Raw genomic sequence first — 23,234 nt, forward strand, 5'->3', positions numbered from 1 at the left:
TTTGCTTATGTAAATCGGAATGCTGCTTTATCATCTTTTTCTTTAATTTGACTAGGGTATCTTTAATATCGCTTCTACTTGGACCGGCAGATCCTGCTATATAGTTATGTTGGATAAAAAGAAAAGGGAGGTACCGCGGATCTTTTCATGAATGCGATTTCAAAAAAAGGCTTGAGCCAAGCACCAGAAATTATCCATGGAATGAGGAGAGTGAACAATGGTATTATATCCACGAGCACACAAGCTCCGTAAGCTGACTTCAGCTGCACTTAGTGCAGCGCTTCTCGTCACAATGCTGCCGCAGACCGCCCTTGCCGGAGACACCTGGCCGTTCAAGGAAGACAGTGCGCATGGAGTGAATCAGCCCAGTGTACACGGCTATACCAGCAATCAGATTGCGGACTGGAGCCCGGCCACCGATCCCGATGCAGAACTGCTAAGGTCCCGCGTACCACTGCAGCAACGGATTGCGCCTTTCAAGGACACACAGGCAAATCCCGGTCTGAACCCGGATGTAAAAATGATTACCGTTGCCGGCGATTATGGAAACGCATTCATTGAGAACGCCCCTTATACGAACAAGTTTGCCCAGTATCATTTCAATTTTTGGCAGTACATTGACTACTATTCTTACTGGCATGGTACCGCTACAGCGTATACCCCGCCTGAATATTACGATGACTTGGCGCAGTCCGACTGGCAGCAGAAATGGTTTGAATTCGGCATGCTGAACATACCGAACCCGACCTATACAGATGCCGCACATAAGAACGGGGTTCTGTCACTGGCCGGTGTCTTTTTCTCCAACAATGACCGCGGTCAGCAGACCTATAAGCAGATGATTGTGAAGGACGAGAACGGGAATTTCCCGGTTGCGGAGAAAATGATTGAAATGGCGCGTTATTTTGGCTATGACGGGTATTTCCTGAATCAGGAGGAGCTAAGCCCAAATGTGGCCACTGCGGATATTCCCGCCTACATCGCTTTTATGAAAACGCTACAAAAGGGAGGCATGTACGTCCAGTGGTACGATTCCCTGAATACGTCAACGGGTTCCAATACCTTTGCCCGTACCTTTAACGACAATAACATCTCTATGCTGTATGACAAGTCAACGAAGGAACAGGTTTCGGATTCCTACTTCTTCGACTATGGCATGGGCAGCTCGCAGATTACTTCTGCAAAGAATTATCTGAGCAATCTGAACACCTCCCAAGGGACTAATTACACCCTCTTTGACATCGGCTTTGCGGGACTTGAGGCTGGACGTGACCGCTTCAAGAGTGTGCAGGGAACTGCACTTAAGAATAAACTGTCGGGCGGCGTACCGCTGGTCAGCCTTGCCACGCTGGGAGCAGACTTCGTACATGCCGGGCTTGATGAAGATATGGGAAAAGCCTGGCCCGTCTCCAACCGCTCTGACAACAGCTACCAGTGGATGACCCATCTGCGGGAGCAGCTCTGGTGGTCCGGACCGAATGTCAATCCGGCCAGTACAACCGTATCGCCAACAAATACGGTAGCTGATGTCTATGCCGATAACCGCTACTGGCCGGGCATTGCCTCGGTCATTACGGAACGCTCGGTTGTGAAGGATACGAACTTCTATACAAATTTCAATACCGGACACGGGCTCTCCTATTATGTGAACGGGGCGGAATCAAACGGGGAAGAGTGGTCCAATATGAGTCTGCAGGATATACCGGTTACCTGGCAATGGTGGCAGGAGACTGCAGGCAGCCCTTTGACGGTAGATTTCGATTATGGCCCGGAATATAATCAGACCGCCAACACACGGGTCCATTACAAGCAGCTCGGCGCCTACAACGGCGGCAGCTCCCTCGCTGTAAGCGGGGCCTTGGACAAGGAGAATTTCCTCCGCCTATACAAGAGTGATCTGGCCGTGAAGGCTGGCTCCAAGCTATCTGTCGTCTATAATAAGCCGTCTGCCGACGATGCTTCGGTCATAAGTGCCGGCCTCATCTTCAAGGATAAGCCGGACGAAGTGGTTAAGCTGCCTGTAGGAAGCAGCGGGAAGCAAACCGCCGGCTGGGTCTCTGCCGAACTGAATCTTGGTGCCTATGCCGGCAGGGAGATCGCGGCGTTCGGGCTTGTATTCACACCGGGGCAGAGTACAATCGCAGATTATCAGGTGAATATCGGCCAGCTCCGGATTTATGACGGCTCGTCTGTCAAACCGGCTGCTCCGGCGAATCTTAAGATTGCCCAGGCGCTCTCCGGCACCAATGAAATGATCGTAAACTGGACGATGGACAACGATTATTCCAAAGTGAAGCAATATAATGTCTACGTGAACGACGTATTTATGGGCGGAAAATACGATGAAACCTTCTACATTAAGAAGCTGCCGTCCAAGTATGGTGTGCTGAAGGTCGTTCCGGTAGGCGCGGACGGGCTGGAGGGTGAAGCAGCAAGCTTATCCTTCGACCTGAACACCGCGGTCTCGAACATTGAAACCGAATCAGGCAGCAATGGTGATTTTTTGGTCAAATGGTCCAATCCGGGTCAGAGCCAGGGCAGCATCAAGGTTACTGTAAAATCGGTCAACTGGATCACAACGCCTGAGCCTGTATCCAGAGAAATGGTCCTGCCGCAAGGTACAGTGTCAGCCTTGTTCACTGACATGCCTGTCAACGGAGATGAGTATACCGTTACAGTGCAGGCGGGCAGTACGGATGCTGTCACCTATAACGGGGCTTTTATTGATAAAATAGCAGAGCCTTATACTGAGGCCTGGTCCTGGAACAACAATACGCTGAATCTGCCGATGCCGAATACCCGGGACTGGCGGTATATGTACATTAATGAAGACGGCAAGGCTAAATCCTTCCCGGTAACCTACTTGTCAGGCGCTGCAGCCAATAAGCCGCTTATTATCCGCGGGCGCACGACCAAAGCCAGTCTGAGTTTTACATCGACGGCAAAAGTAGTCACAGCTGTAATGGAAGACTATAGCGGAAATAAATCTGAACCTGTCTATCTTAGAGGACAATATCATATTACCTTTCACAGCAGCGGAGGCAATCCGGCTGAGACTGTGGTTAAGGCAGTATACGGTAATCCGGTTGCGGCTCCGGCGGTCGTTCGCGAGGGCTACGAGCTGGAAGGCTGGTACAATGACCAGGTGAAATGGGATTTCGCGAACCAGACCGTGACGGGGCCGCTTACCCTGACTGCCAAATGGAATCTTCAGGCGCCGGCTGTGCAGATTGTCAGTGAAGGTTCCATGCGGAAAGGCAAGGACGGCTGGCTGCGTGCAGCCGGTACAGGTGCCGGAGCACTCACTTATACCTGGTACGTGAATAAAGGGGCTGGCTATGAAGCTGAACCGGCGGGATCTGGCGATCTTCTGGGACTGACAGCCTTGACAGAGGAAATGAGCGGCTATACTTACAAGGTGATCGTGACGAACGAAAGCGGGATGACCGGGGAAGCTGAATATGTCCTGCAGGTACTCCCGGCTGAGGCGGAATGGATAACTCCGGCATTTATTGCGGACCTGCCTTCTGCACTGGAGACCGTTGCAGGAGAGGATGTTACCCTGGTTGTTAATACAACCGGAGATATTGAATCTATCGGCTGGGAAGTGAAATCTAAGGACAGCGGAGAATGGCTGCAGATACCGGGTGTTACGGGAGCAGTGTACCGGTTCACTCCGGAAGCCGGGGATGACGGCAACCAGTACCGGGTCCAGCTGACCGGTAAGGGAGCGGAAACACCGGAGACCGTCACAGGAAACGAGCTTCTGCTTAAGGTGTACCCGATACACGAAACTCCTGTAATTGAATCATTCACGGTTTCCGCTAATCCGGCAACCGAAGGAGGCGCTGCAACCTTTACGGTGGTCGCTGATTCGGTGTACGGTAATTTGAGTTACCGCTGGCTGAAGAATGATCAACTGCTGGAGGGGGCAAACGACAGCTCTCTGACCCTCGAACGGATTCAAAGCTCCGCTGCGGGAGCATACAAGGTTCAGGTGACCAATACCCGTACAATCGGCAGCCGCACCTATTCGGATACGGTCAACACGGATGCGATTGAGCTGCTCGTTAACCGCGGATCGTCTCAGACCAGCCCGCCGGTTGTTGTGGAGGTTCCCACATCGACACCAACGCCAGTGCCAAGCGCTACGCCAGCGCCTTCATCCGCAGTGATTTCAGCCAGCCAGCTGAGTAGTACGGCGGAGAACGGAGCCGTTACAGTGAAGGTAGGCAAGGCGGCTGTAATTGTGCTTCCGGGGAATGCCGGGGAGCTGCTGGGGACTCATGTGCTCAAGTTGACGGGAGACGGAATGGCTCTTGAACTGAAGCCGGAGCTGCTGAAGCAGCTGGCTGCAGCCCTGCCTGCCGCTCAGAGCAGCGCAGCCAGGATTGAACTGAAAGCAGAGCTGAGGGCGCTCGAAGGCACTGCGCTAAAGACGGAAGCAGGTGTCCTGCTGAAGGGCAGGCTGATGAATTATGATCTTAGTCTGACGGCGGCGGACGGAAGCGTTCACCGTGCAGAGCAGGCGGCTGTACCAGTGGCCTTTAGCTGGGTGGCTGATGAAGGGCTGAACCAGAAGCTGCTTGGGCTTTACCGGATAGACAGTAACGGTACGCTCACTTATCTGGGCGGATCAGCGGAAGCAGGAAGCTTGAATGCGCTTCTGGGCAGCAGCGGTACCTATGCACTGCTGGAATACTCTAAGCAATTCAGTGATGTGCCGGCAGCACACTGGGCTTTTGATGCTTTGCGTGAGCTGTCTGCCAAGCACCTGATTCAGGGAATCTCGGAGACGGCCTTTCAGCCGGGCAGAAATATTACCCGGGCTGAATTCGTACAGCTGATCGCAGGCGCTCTGCAATTGAGCGGCAGCGGCACAGCCGGTTTCTCCGATGTGCCGGCTGATGCCTGGTACGCAAAAGCACTCTCCGGCATGATGGATGCCGGCTTAATAAACGGACGGACGCCTGAAACGTTCCAGCCGGGTGCAGAGATCAGCCGTGAGGAGATGACCGTTATTCTGATGCGGGCCTACGCGCTGCAGCACGGCTCGGCTCCGGAGGCTCCGGCCTCCCTGCCTCTGAAGGATGCTTCAGAAATCTCGGCCTGGGCGTTGCAAGCTGTGAAGGCAGCGGCTTCGCTCGGCATGGTGAACGGGCGGCCGGATGGTACCTTTGCACCCAAAGCCTCTGCCACCCGTGCGGAAGCAGCGCAGCTTCTGCTGAATTATTTGCAATAAACTATTGTTTAAGAAGCGGGCAGCTCATGCTCCGCAAGCCATAACTTAAGGCGCTCGCCTCCTGATGCCATCAGGGGGGAGCGCTTCTTGCGTATCATGCTCACAGTTCAAATGTACATTAGGAGGTGGATTATGCGGAGAAACACCCTGTACCGTAAATATATTAAAGATAATTTGTTCATGCGCTTCACCCTGATCGTATCCTGTGTGTTCATTGCAACGATTATCGTCTTTACTTATCTGATGCTGAAGCTGATCTCGGAATCGGCGGTACAGCGGCAGATGGATATCCAGCGGAAGACGATGGAGAGCATCAGCAATTATGTGGAGAGCAAATATCAGTCTGTCCAGGATATGATCCGCGATGTGTACCGGGACGGGAGTCTGGCGAGCAACACTACTTTTTTGCTGGAGAATCCGTATGGGGAATATGTGGAGCACCGGCTGGACCGTTATCTTCAGGGAGACCCGTCCACATCCAATGTTGTGCAGTATTTTCAGAATAAAATCGATGATGACCCTGATATCCGCAGTCTCATGCTGTACAGTGCCAACCAGCAGGTGATGTACTATTACCAGGACCGCCGGCAGTTCGACATCGTGGCGACCAATGCTGCGCGCTCCTTCGTCCCGGACAGTATGTATCTGGATGAGGAGAGTCTCGTGTCTGTTCCAAATATCTGGGTACTGAAGAGCATCGGAATGCAGAAAGCACCCATGTTCTCCGTGAAAATCCCGATCAACAATAAGTCGTCGCTGCTTAATATCGGCCAGATGCTGGTCTATTTTGACTCGTCGGCGATCTGGCAGGCGATGAACAACTATAAGGAGGAGTTTAAAGGGAATATCCTGGTGCTCTCCGCACAGAATGAAGTCATTTTCGATACTTTGGGTGCAGGGTACGGCAAGAAATACGGTAAGCTGACGGGACTGAACTTCGGTGAGGAAATCACAGTTGACGGGATGGTGGTAACAAGCCTGACTCAGAGCCAGGCCGGATATTCGGTAGTCAGCCTGATCTCCAGGCAGGAGCTAGCCGAAACCTACCGCAGTGCACGCAATACAGTTCTGTTCATTGCCCTCGTCTGCATCCTGTTCGCGGTATTGCTGCCGGCGATGTTTATTTCCAATTTCGCCAAGCGCACACACCGGATCATTCGCTTTACCCGCAAAGTGAAGAACGGGGACCTCAATACCCGGATTATCGACAGCCGCGAAGACGAACTGGGCCAGATCGCCAAGAGCTTCAACAGCATGCTGGATGAGCTCAACCAATATATTGATCAGGTATACAAGGCGGAAATCAGGCAAAAGCATACGGAAATTGCCACGCTGGAAGCGCGGGTGAATCCGCATTTTCTCTACAACACGCTGGAGGTCATCCGTATGCGGGCGATCTCAAGCGGGGCGAAGGATGTCGGCGAGATGATCTACAGCCTGTCAGTGCTGTTCAAATCCTATGTCCGGCCCAAGGCGAGATATACGTTCAAGGATGAGCTGGAGGCGTGCCGGATGTACCTGGAGCTGTTCCGCATCCGCTATAAGGACAGATTTGTTTATACGATTGAGTGCAATAAAGAGCTGGAAGGGCTGCCTGTCCTCAAAATGTCGCTTCAGCCGGTAATCGAGAATTATATCCTGCACGGCATGCGGACCGGGCAGAGCGGGAACGTAATCACCATTACAGTAACCGCGGAGAATGAGCATATCCGGGTTATCGTAGCAGACAATGGACTGGGTATTCCCGCAGAACGGCTGAGCCAGCTCCGGCAGGGACTGGATAATCAGGGTGCTTTATCCGGGTCAGAGTCATTCGGGCTGCGAAGTATTCATGAGCGCCTCAGGCTGATGTATGGGGCACCATTTGGGGTTGAGCTGATTAGCGAGGAAGGAAAAGGTACTGAGGTCACCATCACATTCCCTTATCCCGCGAAGGAGGAGACAGAGCATGTATAAGGTATTTATTGTGGACGATGAGCCGTTCATCCTGAGCGGTCTACAGGATATTTTGGACTGGAATCAGCTGGGCCTTACGATTGCCGGACAGGCTGAGAATGGACGGGAGGCGCTGGAGAGGCTGCGTGAGGTACCCGCTGATATCCTGATAACCGATATTTCGATGCCGGAGATGACCGGTCTTGAGCTAATCCGTGCAGCCGGTGAATTCCGTCCGGAGATGAAGGCGGTTGTGCTGAGCGGCTATGATGAATTCACGTATGTAAAAGAAGGCCTGTCGCTCGGAATCGAAAATTATCTGCTCAAACCGATTAATCTGGAGGAATTCCACAGTACACTGGAGACCCTTGTGGAGAAGCTGAATGTCTCAAGGATGGATACCGAACGGTCGCAATACACCAATTCCGTGCTTAAAGACAATGTGCTGCTGCGCTGGCTGCGGGGCCAGATTGACCCGGTGGAGCTGGCTGAGCGGCTCCGGCTGCTGGGTCTGTCGTTCAATGAGCCTTATGTTCAGGTTGCGCTGGTCCAGGCAGATCCGGCAACGGAGCTGTTCAGGAGCAATGCGGCAGAGCTGGTTGCTGCCTATCCTGCCTTCTTCATGTTCTGGGATTCGGACAATGATCTGGTGCTCATACATAATTTTGCCGGGGAAAAGAAGGGGGCGGCGGAGCTGTCCTCACTCCTGCAGAAGGTAGAAGGCTTATGCGCTGACAGCCAGAGGCTCCGTATTTCGGTCGGAAGCATTGTCGATGTGCAGGATTCCGCCCCGCTCAGCTATGAGCAGGCGAAGCAGGTCCAGGAATTCCTGGAGATCCATCCGGAGCGCAGCCTGGTTTATTATGAACAGCTGAAGGACCGTAAGGAGAATCTGGAAGCGGCCTTGCCGGAGGACTGGAGCGAATACTCCAAATTAATTATGTCCAAAAATGCTGCGGGGCTGACGGAGCAGTTCGACCTGTATTTCTCCGCGTCCTGTATGGAGGGTCTCACCCCTGAGCTCTTGAAGGAAATCGCCATTGAATGGGTCCTCTTCTTCCGCATGCTCATTAAGGATATCCGCAATGAATTGGAGCGCGATCTCATAGGGGCCGGCCTGACCGCGGTTCGCAGGGCGCAATCCCTGCCGGGATTATCCGCAGCCTTGAGAGAGACGGCCGGAAGCATCATTGAGCTGCTGGACCGGGAGCTGAAAAGCCCGGTGGTGAATCAGGTGCTGAATTATATTGAGAAATCCTACGGGGAGGATCTGTCCCTGAAAAAGCTGGGCTATATGTTCAACATTCACCCCGTCTATCTCGGACAGGTATTCCACAAATCGACCGGCGAATCCTTTGCCGAATATTTGAACCGTTACCGGATTGAGAAAGCGAAGGAGCAGCTGCGCCTGACAAATCATAAGGTGCATGAAATTGCCCGGAGCGTCGGCTACTGGGAAATGGGCTATTTTTATAAGCAATTCAAGAAATACGTCGGCATCTCACCGACAGAATTCAAAGGGCTGCTCTAAGGCAGTCCTTTTTACGGAAAGAGAAGGATTTAACTTTTACAGCATTGTTTCTTTATTTCATACCTGAATTTATATAGTTTCTCTTCTATTTGAAAATGCTTTCATCTTATAAAGTTAGGCTATAGCCACAGGGAAACAGCAGCCGGAAATACCCGGTATGACTGCTTGCCCGGCAGCTAATTAAAAGGGGGTACGACATATGAGCAAGAAAAAGAAACACTTCTCCTTATTGTTGACAACGCTTTTAACGCTTTCGATGGCCCTTAGCGCATGCGGGGGAAACAGCAACACCAATAATACTGCGGGTACTGACGGTAATAACGCTGCAGCAACGAACACGGCAACCGATGCACCTGAAACCAAGCCTGCGGAAGATCCTGTAGAGCTGATCTGGTATACCATCGGTGCACCGCAGAAGGATCTGGATAAAGTCATGGAGGAAGTCAACAAATACACGCTGGACAAAATCAATGTTACGCTCGACGTGAAAATGATCGACTTCGGCGACTACACACAGAAGATGCAGGTTATGGTCGCTTCCGGCGAACCGATGGATATACTGTTCACCTGCTCCTGGGCTTTTGATTATGTGCAGAATGCCCGCAAAGGCGCCTTCCTGCAGCTCGATGATCTGCTCAAAGATCAAGGCAAAGGCATTGTGGATACAATTGATCCTGCTTTCTTGGAAGGCTCCAAGGTTGACGGCCACAACTATGCCATCCCGGCCAACAAAGAGCTTCCGGCACAAGAGGTGTACCGCTTCAACAAAGAGCTGCTGGACAAATACAAGCTCGATATGTCCAGTGTGAAAACAATGGCTGACCTGGAGCCGCTGCTGAAAACAATTAAGGATAACGAGCCTGAAATCACCCCGTACGCTATGGTAAAGGACTTTATGCCGGTTATGCCGTTCGACTATGTCATTGAGAAGATGCCGATGGCTGTTTATATGGATACCAAGGACTACAAGGTTGTAAATATTCTTGAAACGCCGGAAATTAAGGAAGCGCTTCAAACGGTCCGCAAGTTCTATCAGGCCGGTTATATTTCTCCTGAAGTAGCCACTACAACCTCCGTGGATGACCTGTATAAAGCAGGCAAATGGTTCACAGACCGCGCGGCTACCCAGCCGATGGCCGACAATCTGTGGAGCGCAAGCTACGGTTATCCGGTTGTATCGACACCAGCCGGCCAGCCGTATATTTACAACTGGTCCGTAATGGGCTCGATGCAGGCGATTTCGGCCAACTCCGAGCATCCTGAGAAGGCGATGGAATTCCTGAACCTGTTGAACACAGATCCTGTACTGCGCAACATGATTGACTCCGGTATCGAAGGCGTGCACTACGAGAAAATCAGCGACAACATGATCAAGAACCTGCCTGATGCCAAAAACTATGATATGCCAACCTTCTCTCTGGGCAATATCATGATTAACTATCTTAATGAAGGTGACCCGGAGAACAAATGGGAAGAATTCAAGAAGTTTAATGATTCCGGTATCAATGCTCCGCTGCTCGGCTTCAACTTCGATACATCCAATATTACCAATGAGATTGCCGCCGTGCAGAACGTGAAGGAAGAATTCTGGGCCCCGCTGATGACTGGTTCGGTAGATCCCGATGATTACCTGGCCAAGGCCAACGAGAAATTCAAAGCCGCCGGTCTGGATAAAATCATTGCTGAAGCCCAGACACAAATCGATGCCTGGAAAGCAGCGAATAATAAGTAGTACCTGATTGAAGACCGGGAGGGTGAACAGACCTGGCCCGGTCTTTTTGCACCATAAATGCATTTTAAGGCATAGGAGGAGCTAGGGCACATGGGGAAAATAGGAAGATCGGCTAAGGATATTATGAGAAATAAAGTGTTGCTGTTTATGGTTCTGCCGGGCACATTGTGGTTTTTATTCTTCTCCTACCTGCCGATGGTGGGGACGGTTATTGCCTTCAAGGAGTACCGGTTCAGCCGGGACGGGTTCTGGGCAAGCATTATCAAGAGTAAATGGGTCGGCTGGGATAACTTCAAGTTTCTGTTCAGCACGAATGATGCTTTTCTGATTACACGCAATACGATTTTGTATAATACAGCTTTTATTGTGCTGGGCCTGATTATGTCGGTGCTGCTGGCCGTTGTGCTGTCAGAGATAGCCAATAAAAAGCTTGCAAAGCTGTATCAGACGGGAATGTTCCTGCCGTACTTCTTATCGTGGGTGGTTGTAGGCTATTTCGCGTTCAGCTTCCTGAGCTCGGAGCGGGGATTGCTGAATCAATTATTTGGCAGCCAGATTTCCTGGTATTCGGAATCGAAATACTGGCCATTCATCATTATCTTTGTCTATTTGTGGAAGGCCGTCGGATATAACAGCGTGGTCTATCTGGCTGCGATTATGGGCATAGACAAGTCGCTGTACGAGGCGGCGATGATCGACGGGGCCAGCAAATTCCAGCAGATCCGCAACATTACGCTGCCGCTTTTGAATCCGATTATTATCATTATGACTCTGCTTGCGATCGGGAAAATCTTTTATGCAGATTTCGGGCTGTTCTATCAGGTGCCGAGAGATTCGGGGACGCTCTACAGCGTGACCAACGTAATCGATACGTATGTGTACCGTGGACTTAAGACAACAGGAGAGATCGGAATGAGTACCGCAGCCGGCCTGTATCAGTCGGTGGTTGGATTCGTGCTGGTGCTTGCCTCCAACTACATCGTGCGTAAATTTGATAAGGACAGTGCATTATTCTAGGGGAATTAAAGGAAAGTGAGGTCTTCGAATGTCTGCTAAGCCTGTAAAATCGCGCGATTTTCATCAGCTCTCATCGGTATGGAATATTGTCTTTAATGGTATTGCCGGAGCTTTTTCCTTACTGTGTGTGTTCCCGTTTCTGTTTGTGGTGCTCATCTCGTTTACGGATGAAGGGGCGCTGGCCCGGGACGGCTACAAGTTAATTCCGGCCAAATGGAGTTTTGAGGCATATAAATATGTTTTTGGCACGGGGGATACCTTGCTCCGGTCCTATGGGGTGACGATTGCCGTGACGGTGATTGGTACAATGGTCAGCCTGCTGCTTATCTCACTCTATGCCTATGCGATTTCGCGTAAAAGCTTTAAGTACCGCAAATTCTTCGCCTTCTTCGCCTTCTTTACGATGCTGTTCAACGGGGGACTGGTCCCGACCTACATCATCGTGACGCAGATGCTCGGCCTCAAGGATAGCATCTGGGCGCTGGTGCTGCCGCTGGCGATGAATGCTTTTTACATTATGATCTTGCGTACCTTTTACATTACCAGCGTACCTGATCCCCTGATTGAGTCTGCCAAAATTGACGGTGCCGGTGAATTCCGCACCTTCCTGAGAATTGTGCTGCCGCTGTCCCTGCCCGGCCTGGCTACGATTGGCTTGTTCAGCACACTCGGGTACTGGAATGACTGGTTCAATGCGCTGCTCTATATTGATAATCCTAATCTCGTGCCGCTGCAGTCCATGCTGATGCGGATTGAGACGAGCATGCAGTTCATTCTGCAGAATTCCCAGAACAGCTCGCTGAGTCTGGAAGCGCTCCGCTCGATGCCTCAGGATACATCGCGGATGGCTATGGTTGTGCTGGCTACCGGGCCGATTATCTTCGCTTATCCGTTTTTCCAGCGTTACTTCATCCAGGGTCTGACCGTCGGGGCAGTTAAAGAATAAGTATTAGTGAAGGGAAGCAAAGCAGCGCACCAAACAACAGAGAGGGAGTGGAGCCGGATGTTATACAAAGACCATACGCAGCCGATTTCCAGGCGGACAGAACATCTGCTGGGGCTGATGACGTCGGAAGAGAAGGTAGGCCAGCTGATTCAGCTGTTCGGATGGCAGACCTATGAATATATACAAGACAGCGCAGAACCGGCAGAAGATCATACGGAAGTGACCGAAGGCATTGTGTGGCTGACAGAGGATTTCAAACGCAGAATCCGTGAGGGCAGTGTCGGTTCCTTATATGGAACCCTGCGGGCAGATCCCTGGACCGGAGTTACGCTGGATACCGGACTTGGACCGCGCGCCGGTGCGGAAGCGGTGAATGTTATTCAGCGCTATGCTCTGGAGCATTCGCGGCTGGGCATTCCCCTGCTGATCGGGGAAGAATGCTCGCACGGGCATATGGCGATCGGGGCGACGGTATTCCCCGTTCCGCTACTGATCGGCAGCACCTGGAATGTGGAGCTGTACCGCGAGATGTGCCGGGCTGTAGCTCTGGAGACCCGGAGCCAGGGCGGTGCGGTGACCTATTCGCCGGTGCTGGACGTAGTCCGCGATCCGCGCTGGGGACGCACCGAGGAATGCTTCGGCGAGGACCCGTATCTCATCGGCGAATTCGCCGCAGCTTCAGTCGAAGGGCTGCAGGGCGAGGATATCAGCAGCGTGTCGAGTGTAGGCGCGACGCTGAAGCATTTCGTCGCCTACGGCAGTTCGGAGGGCGGCCGGAATGCCGGACCAGCGCATATCGGCAAGCGGGAGCTGCTTGAGGTTGACCTGTATCCCTTCCGCAAAGCGGTGGAGGCCGGCGCGGCATCGGTTATGCCTGCCTACAACGAAATTGACGGCATCCCTTGCACAACCAATAAGGAGCTGCTGCAGGATGTGCTGCGCGGGGAATGGGGCTTCCGCGGCATGATTATTACCGACTGCGGCGCCATTGATATGCTGGCCTCCGGCCATGATACGGCTGAGAACGGCGAAGATGCGGCTGTGCAGGCGCTGCAGGCGGGCATTGACATGGAAATGTCCGGCGAGATGTTCGGACGGCATCTGCTTACGGCCCTCCGCTCCGGAAGGCTGGAGGAGCGGTACGTCGATGAAGCCGTCTCCCGTGTGCTTGACCTGAAGTTCAGGCTGGGGCTGTTTGAACAGCCGTTTGCTGACCCGGACCGGGCGGAGCAGCTCATTGGCAGTGCAGCACATGCGGAGCTGGCCCGGACCATCGCCGCTGAAGGCATTGTGCTGCTGAAGAATGACGGGGTGCTGCCCCTGTCTAAGTACAGCGGCAGGATTGCTGTCATTGGGCCAAACGCCGATGCCGGCTATAACCAGCTCGGGGATTATACCTCCCCGCAGCCTCCCGGCAAGGTGACGACGGTGCTCGGCGGAATCCGCAGCAAGCTCTCTGCAGAGCCGGAGCGGGTGATCTATGCGCCGGGCTGCCGGATCAAGGATCAGTCGGCTGAGGGTCTGGAGCCTGCGATGCAGGCAGCAGCCGGGGCGGACACGGTTGTTCTCGTGCTGGGCGGGTCCAGCGCAAGAGATTTCGGTGAAGGCAGCATTGACCTGCGGACCGGAGCCTCGAAGGTTACGGAGAATGAGCTGAGCGATATGGATTGCGGGGAAGGCATCGACCGGATGTCGCTGCACCTGTCCGGCATCCAGCTGGAGCTGATGCAGCAGCTGAAGGCGCTCGGTAAGCCGGTGGTCGTTGTCTACATCAACGGCCGCCCTGTCGCTGAGCCTTGGATAGATGAGCATGCGGATGCCATTCTGGAAGCCTGGTATCCCGGGCAGGAAGGCGGACATGCCATTGCGGACATCCTGTTCGGCGATGTCAATCCTTCCGGCCGGCTGACCGTCTCCCTCCCCGTGGATGCCGGACAGCTGCCGGTCTATTATCTCGGCAAACGCTCACGCGGTGCCCGTTATCTGGAAGGGTCGTCCCAGCCCCGTTATCCTTTCGGGTTCGGATTAAGCTATACCGAATTCCGCTACAGCGGTCTGCGGATTGAACCGGCGGAGATTCCGGCGGGCGGTACCGCTGAGGTTACGGTTGAAGTAGAGAATATCGGCTCCTACCAAGGTGCAGAGGTCGTTCAGCTGTATATTTCCGACTCTGTCAGTAAGGTGACAAGACCGGCAAAGGAGCTCAAGGGCTTCCGTAAAATCGTTCTGGAGCCGGGAGCGAGACAGACGGTCACTTTCACAGTAGGTGCAGAACAGCTGAGCTATATCGGACCGGATTATAAGCCGGTGGTAGAGCCGGGAAGCTTCCGGGTCAGGGTCGGCCGGAATGTTAATGATACGCTCGATATTGGACTTATTGTTATGGAGGAATAGACATGGAACGTATGGATCTCGAACGTATTAACCGGTTTATCCGTGAATGTGCGCAGCAGCAATGGCTGGAGTACCGGGATATTGAGGACTGGAAGGTTTTTTCCGCCGAGTACAGGCTGCCGGGCGATTACTCAGAGCTGCAGCCTTATCACGGCAGTGAAGCCTTCGGCCTGTTTCCGAGTGTGCAGGGAACGACCTATTTCTTCCGCACAAGGCTGAACATTCCTGACGGGTGGACCGGGGCGGACACCGGTATCCTTTTCCGTTCCGGCGGAGAAGGGCTGCTGCGGGTGAACGGGGCTTCACGTCAGGGGCTGGACCGCAATCATACCTTTGCCGCCCTGGACCCGGAAGCCGACAGCCGGACACCGGAGCTGGAGATCGAGCTCTATGATCCGGTCCCGGAACCGGATGACCCGCTGAATAAGCAGGCGGTCATCCAGCCGCCGGTCCGCTCAATTACCGCTGCATTGGTTAGAGTGAATCTGCCGGTACAGTCGCTGATGTATACGGCGACCGTTATCCGGGATTCGGCGCTAATGCTGCCGGAGCAGGATTTCCGCCGTAGCCGTATCCTTGAGGCGCTGATTCAGGCGATGGATGCCTTTGTCATGCTGGGGCCGGAGGCTGCGGTGAACGGCGGCGCAATCTCGGGCATTGAGCAGGAGCTGATCAGCAAAGTCCGCAAGCTTGGCGGCAACAGTGAGGGCTTCATTCATATGATTGGCCAGTCGCATATCGACATCGCCTGGCTGTGGCCGGCGCGGGAAACGGTGCGCAAGGCGAGCCGGACCTTCTCCACGGTGAATGCACTGATGGAGAAATATCCGGATTACCGGTATGCCCAGAGCCAGCCGCAGCTGTTTGCCTACTTGAAGGAGAATGACCCGCAGCTGTACGGCAAGGTCAAGGAGCGGATCCGCGAAGGACGCTGGGAGCTGGTCGGCGGCATGTGGGTTGAGCCGGATCTTAATATCCCGAGCGGTGAATCGCTGATGCGGCAGATGCTCTACGGGCAGAGCTTCTACCAGGAGGAGTTCGGGCTGCGCTCAGAGATTGAGTGGCTGCCGGATACCTTCGGATATTGCGCTTCGCTGCCGCAGATTCTGCAGCACGGCAAAATCCGCTACTTCATGACCACCAAGCTCGGCTGGAATGATACCAATCTGTTCCCTTATGATCTGTTCCGCTGGGTGGGCATCGACGGCACCTCACTCTTATCCTTCATGAATCACGGGGTGAACGAGAACACGCTGCCGAAGGATATCCATGACCACTGGCAGTCCTACCGCGAGAAGGCTGTCCACAGCGAGCAGATGCTGCTGTACGGACACGGTGACGGCGGCGGCGGGGTTACGCGGGAGATGCTGGAATACATCAGCCGTTCGGAGCTGATGGTGGGCCAGCCGGCCTCCGGCTACAGTACGGCTGCTGATTTCTTTGCAGGCATCCAGGCGAAGCAGACGGAGCTTCCGGTCTGGCAGGGTGACCTGTATCTGGAGCTGCACCGGGGAACGTATACGACCCATGCGCGCAATAAGCGTAATAACCGCAAGGCCGAAATCCTGTACCGGGAAGCTGAACTGTGGCAGAGTCTGGCCGGACAGCGGCTGCAGCCGGAGGAACGTGAAGCGGTGAACCAGGCGCTGCATGACGGCTGGAAGCTGCTTCTGCTCAACCAGTTCCATGACATCATTCCCGGATCTTCGATTCCCGAGGTCTATCAGACCTCAGAGAAGGAATATAAGGAAATCTTCTCCCTGGGGGAACGCAGTCTGAAGACCGTCATGAAAGCCGTTGTTTCCGGCATCCCTGCGGAAGGTGAAGGCCGGCCGTATGTTGTGCTGAACAGCCTGGGCTGGGCCCGGGATATGGTTGTAGAACTGCTGAATGAAGGAGCGGAGGATGCTGGGTTTGCGGTGTATGACCAGAACGGGGAGCGCCTGTCAGCACAGCCGGTTACTACTGGAGAGCAAAATCTTTTGCGTGTCCGGATACCGGACGTTCCCGCATTCGGGTACGCAACCGTATGGGTGAGTGCGGAGGAACTGACGGCAAAGGCTATTGGTGATCAGTGCGATCAACACGCGGCTTCGGGTTCAGTGAAGGATACGGAAGAATCAGCCGTTATCCCTGCCGGGCCGGTATTGGACGACCGCTGGGAGACCGAATATTACCGCATTCTATTCAATAAACAAGGTGAAATCATCAGCCTGTACGATAAGGAAGCCCGGCGGGAGATTGTAAAGCCCGGGGAAAGCGCAAACCGGCTTCACTTCTTCCATGACCGTCCAGTGCTATGGGATGCCTGGGATATCGACAGCCGCTATGAAGCCCAGCCTGCCGGAGCGGCGGTGCTGCTGGAGAAAGGCCTGCATTCCACAGGCGAAGTCTGCGATGTGCTGTTCTTCCGCTGGAGCATCGGCCAGTCTGAAATCCGGCAGCAGCTGATCCTGTATCATGCCGACCGGAGAATCGATTTCAAGACAACCGTCGACTGGAAGGAAGCCCATAAGCTGCTGAAAGTCGGTTTTACTGTAGATGTAGTGACCAGCAAGGCGACCTACGAAATTCCATTCGGGGCGCTGGAGCGGGTTACACATCGCAATACCAGCTGGGAGCAGGCGCAGTATGAAGTCTGCGGACACCGTTATGCCGATGTGTCTGAGCATGATTACGGCGTAAGCTTATTAAATGACTGCAAGTACGGCTATGACATTCAGGGCAGTACCATCCGGCTGTCACTTCTGCGCGCACCGCGCTGGCCGGACCATTCGGCCGATCTGGGCACCCAGGAATTTACTTATTCCCTCTATCCGCACCGCGGGGACTGGCGGTCGGCGCATACGCTGCGCAAAGCGGCGGAGCTTAATCATCCGGCCTATGCAGTGGCTGCTGCCGGTGCTTCAAGCGGAGGTGCCAGTGAAGCAGCAGCAGATGCGGGCAAGCGGTCTGCGGCAGGCTCCTTCATTGCTTTTGACGGGAAGCAGGTTGTCCTCGATACGGTCAAACCGGCGGAAGACGGCAGCGGCAGCATTCTGCGGTTCTATGAATCGGCAGGCGGGCGTGAAACGGTGAAGCTTAGCTGGCTGCAGCCTTATTCCAAGCTGTGTTTATCGAATGCCCTGGAGGAAGAGACAGAGCTGCTGCAGGCAGAGGACGGGAGTATAACCCTGGGGTTCCGCCCGTTCGAGATCAAGACAGTCAAAATCATTCATTCTACAGATTAATTAGAAGGAGAACAAACCATTGGAACAATTCCGCCTTCCCCAAATTCAGATGCCGGAGCTGGCGCTGCCAGCCTCCATTCAGGCCGTGCTGGCCGAAGCCGATGACAAGCTGGCCCACCGGCCCAAGCTACAACAGCTGTTCAAGAACTGCTTCCCGAACACACTGGAGACCACAACCAAGCTGCTTGAGGACGGGACGACATTCGTGATTACGGGCGATATTCCCGCCTGCTGGCTGCGCGATTCAGTGGAGCAGGTTATTCATTATGTGCCTTTTGCCAAAAATGACCCTGAGCTGCAGCGTATTATCGGCGGCCTGATCAGGCGCCATACACAGTATGTGCTGACCGACCCTTATGCCAATGCGTTCAACGAAACGGCCAATGACTGGCACTGGAACGCCGGGGATATGACAGAGATGTCGCCCTGGGTCTGGGAGCGCAAGTTCGAGATTGACTCGCTATGCTTCGTAATCCGGCTGGCACATGCCTACTGGGAGGAGACGAAGCAGACGGATTTCTTTACTGCTGAGTTCAAAAAAATGCTGCGGACCATTACTGATCTGTTCAAGCGGGAGCAGCACCATGCTGAACAATCCCCGTACCGCTTCACGCGGAACAACGGGATTATGGAGGATTCCATCCGTAACGGCGGCCTGGGCATGCCGGTCAACTATACGGGAATGATCTGGTCCGGCTTCCGGTCCAGTGACGATGCCTGCGACTTCCACTACAACATTCCGGGAAATATGTTCGCTGTGGTCGCGCTGCGGCAGATGCAGGATTTTGCCGAGTGGGTATTCCGTGATCTTGATTTCCTGGAAGAGCTGAAAGAGCTGGAGCAGGAGGTGGATCACGGCATCAAGCTGTACGGTATCTACCGCCATCCGCTGTTCGGGCCCATCTATGCTTATGAGACGGACGGCTTCGGCAACTACTGCCTGATGGACGATGCCGGGACACCGGGCCTGATCTCTATTCCTTATCTGGGCTATCTGAAGAATGATGATCCGGTCTATCAGAATACAAGACGGTTTGCACTGAGCCGGGAGAATCCCTTCTATTACGAGGGCAAGGCCGCGAAGGGAATCGGCAGCCCGCATACCCCTCCGGGGTACATCTGGCATATGGCGCTGTCCATGCAGGGAATTACAGCGGATAGCCGGGAAGAAAAGCTGGCGGTCATTGATATGCTTGAGGCAACCGACGGCGGTACCGGATATATGCATGAAGGCTTTCATGCGGACGACCCGGATGTCTATACCCGCAAATGGTTCGCCTGGTCGAACAGCCTGTTCTCCCAGCTGATCTGGCGGGCGCTGCAGGAAGGCATTCTTTAACACTTTTATATAAAAGCAAATTAAATAACCAAACTATATAACCAAAGGAGATTTGAACATGACTACCATTATTGGAGACCCTTTAGCGAATATTCCCTGGGAGGAGAAGCCGGCAGATGTGAATGCGCCGGTCTGGAGATATTCCGCCAACCCGATCATTCAGCGCAATGCCATCCCGAATTCCAACAGTGTGTTCAATTCCGCTGTTATTCCGTTTAAAGACGGCTTCGCGGGAGTATTCCGCTGTGATTCCAGATCGGTCAGCATGGATATCTTCGCCGGGTTCAGCGCAGATGGCGTGAACTGGAGCATCAACCATGATCCGATTGTCTTTGAGGGCGATGAGGAGATTATCAAGCGGGAATACCGCTATGATCCCCGGGTCTGCAAAATCGGTGACCGCTACTACATTTCCTGGTGCAACGGCTATCATGGGCCGACCATCGGGCTGGCGTATACCTTTGATTTTGTCACCTTCCATCAGCTCGAGAATGCCTTCCTGCCGTATAACCGCAATGGTGTGCTGTTCCCGCGTAAAATCGGTGGACATTATGCCATGCTCAGCCGGCCAAGCGATACCGGACATACACCGTTTGGCGATATTTTCTACAGTGAAAGCCCGGATCTGACCTTCTGGGGCAAGCACCGTTATGTCATGGGAACAGTCAACGGCGATGCCTCCGCCTGGCAGTCGAAGAAAATCGGTCCCGGCCCGATCCCGATTGAAACAGATAAGGGCTGGCTGCTGATCTATCACGGCGTAATCAATACATGCAACGGGTTCGTCTACCGGATGGGCTGTGCGCTGCTCGACCTGGATCAGCCCTGGAAGGTAAAAGCCCGCTCACGCAACTATATTCTCGGCCCGGAGACGCTGTATGAATGTGTTGGCGACGTGCCGAATGTGACGTTCCCTTGTGCGGCGCTGACCGATGCTGCTACCGGAAGGATCGCCATCTATTACGGCTGTGCGGATACGGTTACGGGCCTGGCCTTCACGACTGTGGATGAGCTGCTGAACTACATGGAAGAGTTCCCGCTGGAGAACGAGGTATAGAGGCATGAACAAATCACTGACCGCACATATCATCTCGCATACTCACTGGGACCGGGAGTGGTATCTGCCGTATGAACGCCATCATCTCCGGCTTATCCGGCTGGTGGACAGCCTGCTGGATAAGCTCGAACAGGAGCCGGAATTCCGGAGCTTCTTCTTCGACGGGCAGACCATTATTATTGAGGATTATCTGCAGGTGCGCCCGGAGAACCGGGAACGCCTGGAGCGCCATATCCGCGACGGGCGGATTCATATCGGGCCGTGGTACATTCTGCAGGATGCGTTCCTGACCAGTCCGGAAGCCAATGTGCGTAATCTGCAGCTCGGATACCAGGATGCAGGCGGTTACGGAACGGTAGCGAAAATCGGCTATTTCCCTGACACCTTCGGCCTGACCGGGCAGATTCCGCAGCTGATGGTGCAGGCCGGCATCCAGAACGCCTTCTTCGGGCGCGGGGTGAAGCCGACAGGCTTCAACAATACCGTCTCCGGAGACGGTTACGAGTCCTCCTTCTCCGAGCTGGTCTGGGAAGGAGCGGACGGTTCCAAGGTGCTTGGCATCCTGTTCGCCAACTGGTATTCGAACGGCAATGAGATTCCGGCGGGGGCGGATGAGGCCCGCGCTTTCTGGGAGCGCAAGCTGGCAGATGCCCACCAGTACGCGGCCACAGACCAGCTGCTGTTCATGAACGGCTGCGACCATCAGCCGCTGCAGCTTGATCTTCCGGAAGCGATCCGCACTGCGGAGCAGCTGTATCCCGACATTTCCTTTATACACTCAAACTTCCCGGACTATATTCAGGCAGTGAAGGACTCCATCACAGGGCGCAGCCTGTCTTCCGTTAAGGGTGAACTGCGGAGCCAGCGCACCGACGGCTGGGGGACGCTGGTCAATACTGCGTCTGCCCGGGTCTACCTGAAGCAGCTGAATCAGCGCGGCCAGGCGCTGCTGGAGAAAGCGGCCGAGCCGCTGGCAGCAATTGCCAAGCTGCACGGCGGTGAATATCCGCAGCATCTGCTCACCTATGCATGGAAGACGCTGCTGCAGAATCATCCGCATGATTCGATCTGCGGCTGCAGCGTGGATGAGGTGCACCGTGAGATGGTGACCCGCTTTGACAAAAGCCACCATATGGCTGAAGGCATCGTGGCGGACAGCCTGCAATTCATCGCCGGCAAGGTGGATACGTCTGTATTTGCCGCTTACGGCGATGAGGCCATTCCGCTGGTTGCTGCGAATACAAGCGGCTGGACCCGCACGGGCACAGTCAGCGTGGAGCTGGATGCCGCCCGCCTGTACCTGCGCGAAGGCCTGCCGCTGGATGAGACCGCCCGGCGGATGCAGGCGGTGGATTTGGCCGGACGCGTGCTGGTTGATGAGCAAGGGATGGAAATACCTTGCTCGGTAGAGGATCTGGGGCTGAGCTTCGGCTACGATCTGCCGGAGGACAGATTCCGGCAGGCGTACAGCTGCCGCAGAGTGAAGCTGACCTTCGAAGCGGCGGCTGTGCCTGCGCTGGGGCTGCGTGCCTATTCCTGGGTACGCCGTCAAGCTGGTGGCTCCTTGGCGAATACCGGCGGAATTGTTACCTCTGCGGCAGAGGTAACAGCACTCCCGCAGCCGGATCCGCTGGCAGCAATGGAACAAGATCAGCCGGTGCTGGAGAATGAGACCCTGCGCGTGGAGATCAAGGCGGACGGCTCCTTCACACTGTTGTATAAGCCAAGCGGCAGGATTTACCGTGATCTCGGTGTCTACGAGAATACCGGAGACATCGGCAACGAATATATGTACAGACAGCCCCCAGGTGAAGAGCCGCTTACGACCAGGGGGCTGCCGGCTGCAGTTCGTATCATTGAGAATACGCCATACCGGGCTTCAGTGGAGATCACCCATGACTGGACGGTTCCGGCTTCAGCTGATACCTTGCTGGAAGCAGAGCAGCGGGCCTTGGTCTATTATCCGGAGCGGCAGGCGCAGCGCTCGGCGGAGACGGTGCAGCTTAAGCTGCGCACCATACTCAGGCTGGAACGCAGCGGTAAAGGCCTGGAAGTGAAAAGCTACATCAGCAATAACGCCAAAGACTACCGGTTGCGGATGCTCTTCCCCACAGATCTTACTTCAGACTCTCACCGGGTTGATTCCATGTTCGAGCTGGCGGAGCGCCCGAATGAACCGGCGCCGGAATGGCTGAACCCGAGCAATGCACAGCATCAGCAGGCTTTCGTGGATGTGGCAGAGGAGCGTGCAGGACTTACAGTAGCCAATCTTGGACTTCAAGAATATGAAGTTTTGCGTGACGGGCGCAATACGATTGCCGTTACCTTACTCCGCTGTGTCGGTGAGATGGGTGACTGGGGGTGGTTCCCTACGCCGGAAGCCCAGTGCCAGGGGGAGCAGACAGCGGAAATGCTTCTCATTCCGCATGGTGGGGACGCAGTGACTTCCGGTGCTGCGGCAGCGGCTTACCAATTCCAGATCCCCTGGATGACTATCCAGGCTGAGCTGCATGGAGGAGTCATTCCTCCTGTCTATTCACCGTTCCGCTGGAGCGGTAAGACCGCTGCGTTCTCCTCGCTCAAGATGAACAGGGACAACGGTGACCTGCTGCTCCGCTGGTTCAATATGGCGGATCAGCCCAGCGTACTGCAGCTGGATACAGAATTTGCCGCTGCCGGCTGCTACAAATCCAATGTATTGGAGACTGAAGAGGGCGTATTGGAGCAAGACAATACTGGAGCACCTGGTACACTATCGCTTCAGCTCAGAGGACATGAAATCGCAACGGTAGGTATCCGGCTGAGCTAATC

11 protein-coding genes are annotated in these 23,234 nt (G+C 54.3%); all 11 read left to right on the top strand.

Annotated elements, in window-relative coordinates:
- Positions 1 to 217 precede the first annotated feature (217 nt).
- The 11 genes from AC4G46_RS16875 (at position 218) to AC4G46_RS16925 (ending at position 23,232) form a co-directional block, all read left to right on the top strand.
- Positions 218 to 5,242 (top strand): endo-beta-N-acetylglucosaminidase, encoded by a 5,025-nt coding sequence (locus tag AC4G46_RS16875; protein ID WP_491123752.1) that lies wholly within the window; start codon positions 218 to 220, stop codon positions 5,240 to 5,242.
- Positions 5,243 to 5,374: 132 nt separating this feature from the next.
- Complete coding sequence (locus AC4G46_RS16880) at positions 5,375 to 7,198, top strand: sensor histidine kinase (RefSeq protein WP_491123753.1); 1,824 nt, start codon at positions 5,375 to 5,377, stop codon at positions 7,196 to 7,198.
- Positions 7,191 to 8,708 (top strand): response regulator, encoded by a 1,518-nt coding sequence (locus AC4G46_RS16885; RefSeq protein ID WP_491123754.1) that lies wholly within the window; start codon positions 7,191 to 7,193, stop codon positions 8,706 to 8,708. The genes AC4G46_RS16880 and AC4G46_RS16885 overlap by 8 nt, the downstream gene beginning before the upstream one ends.
- A 199-nt stretch (positions 8,709 to 8,907) precedes the next feature.
- Positions 8,908 to 10,440, top strand: a complete 1,533-nt coding sequence (locus tag AC4G46_RS16890) for an ABC transporter substrate-binding protein (RefSeq protein WP_491123755.1) — start codon at positions 8,908 to 8,910, stop codon at positions 10,438 to 10,440.
- Between the two features lie 90 nt (positions 10,441 to 10,530).
- Positions 10,531 to 11,457, top strand: a complete 927-nt coding sequence (locus tag AC4G46_RS16895) for an ABC transporter permease (protein WP_491123756.1) — start codon at positions 10,531 to 10,533, stop codon at positions 11,455 to 11,457.
- 28 nt (positions 11,458 to 11,485) lie between these two features.
- Positions 11,486 to 12,403, top strand: a complete 918-nt coding sequence (locus tag AC4G46_RS16900; RefSeq protein ID WP_491123757.1) for a carbohydrate ABC transporter permease — start codon at positions 11,486 to 11,488, stop codon at positions 12,401 to 12,403.
- Between the two features lie 57 nt (positions 12,404 to 12,460).
- Positions 12,461 to 14,797 carry a glycoside hydrolase family 3 N-terminal domain-containing protein gene (locus AC4G46_RS16905; RefSeq protein ID WP_491123758.1) on the top strand — a complete coding sequence of 779 codons (2,337 nt, stop codon included), beginning with the start codon at positions 12,461 to 12,463 and terminating at the stop codon, positions 14,795 to 14,797.
- A gap of 2 nt (positions 14,798 to 14,799) precedes the next feature.
- Positions 14,800 to 18,027, top strand: a complete 3,228-nt coding sequence (locus AC4G46_RS16910) for an alpha-mannosidase (RefSeq protein ID WP_491123759.1) — start codon at positions 14,800 to 14,802, stop codon at positions 18,025 to 18,027.
- Between the two features lie 19 nt (positions 18,028 to 18,046).
- Positions 18,047 to 19,366, top strand: coding sequence for a glycoside hydrolase family 125 protein (locus tag AC4G46_RS16915; RefSeq protein ID WP_491123760.1), 1,320 nt, complete (start codon positions 18,047 to 18,049; stop codon positions 19,364 to 19,366).
- Between the two features lie 58 nt (positions 19,367 to 19,424).
- Positions 19,425 to 20,423, top strand: coding sequence for a glycoside hydrolase family 130 protein (locus AC4G46_RS16920; RefSeq protein WP_491123761.1), 999 nt, complete (start codon positions 19,425 to 19,427; stop codon positions 20,421 to 20,423).
- 4 nt (positions 20,424 to 20,427) lie between these two features.
- A complete protein-coding gene (locus AC4G46_RS16925; RefSeq protein WP_491123762.1) occupies positions 20,428 to 23,232 on the top strand; it encodes an alpha-mannosidase in 2,805 nt (934 codons plus the stop codon).
- Positions 23,233 to 23,234: the final 2 nt, after the last annotated feature.

The organism is Paenibacillus sp. fava2, assembly GCF_058313675.1.

Bases quoted from the DNA above. Each gene is read 5' to 3' on its own strand.
- AC4G46_RS16875 (WP_491123752.1), top strand. From the start codon at position 218: ATGGTATTATATCCACGAGCACACAAGCTCCGTAAGCTGACTTCAGCT.
- AC4G46_RS16880 (WP_491123753.1), top strand. From the start codon at position 5,375: ATGCGGAGAAACACCCTGTACCGTAAATATATTAAAGATAATTTGTTC.
- AC4G46_RS16885 (WP_491123754.1), top strand. From the start codon at position 7,191: ATGTATAAGGTATTTATTGTGGACGATGAGCCGTTCATCCTGAGCGGT.
- AC4G46_RS16890 (WP_491123755.1), top strand. From the start codon at position 8,908: ATGAGCAAGAAAAAGAAACACTTCTCCTTATTGTTGACAACGCTTTTA.
- AC4G46_RS16895 (WP_491123756.1), top strand. From the start codon at position 10,531: ATGGGGAAAATAGGAAGATCGGCTAAGGATATTATGAGAAATAAAGTG.
- AC4G46_RS16900 (WP_491123757.1), top strand. From the start codon at position 11,486: ATGTCTGCTAAGCCTGTAAAATCGCGCGATTTTCATCAGCTCTCATCG.
- AC4G46_RS16905 (WP_491123758.1), top strand. From the start codon at position 12,461: ATGTTATACAAAGACCATACGCAGCCGATTTCCAGGCGGACAGAACAT.
- AC4G46_RS16910 (WP_491123759.1), top strand. From the start codon at position 14,800: ATGGAACGTATGGATCTCGAACGTATTAACCGGTTTATCCGTGAATGT.
- AC4G46_RS16920 (WP_491123761.1), top strand. From the start codon at position 19,425: ATGACTACCATTATTGGAGACCCTTTAGCGAATATTCCCTGGGAGGAG.
- AC4G46_RS16925 (WP_491123762.1), top strand. From the start codon at position 20,428: ATGAACAAATCACTGACCGCACATATCATCTCGCATACTCACTGGGAC.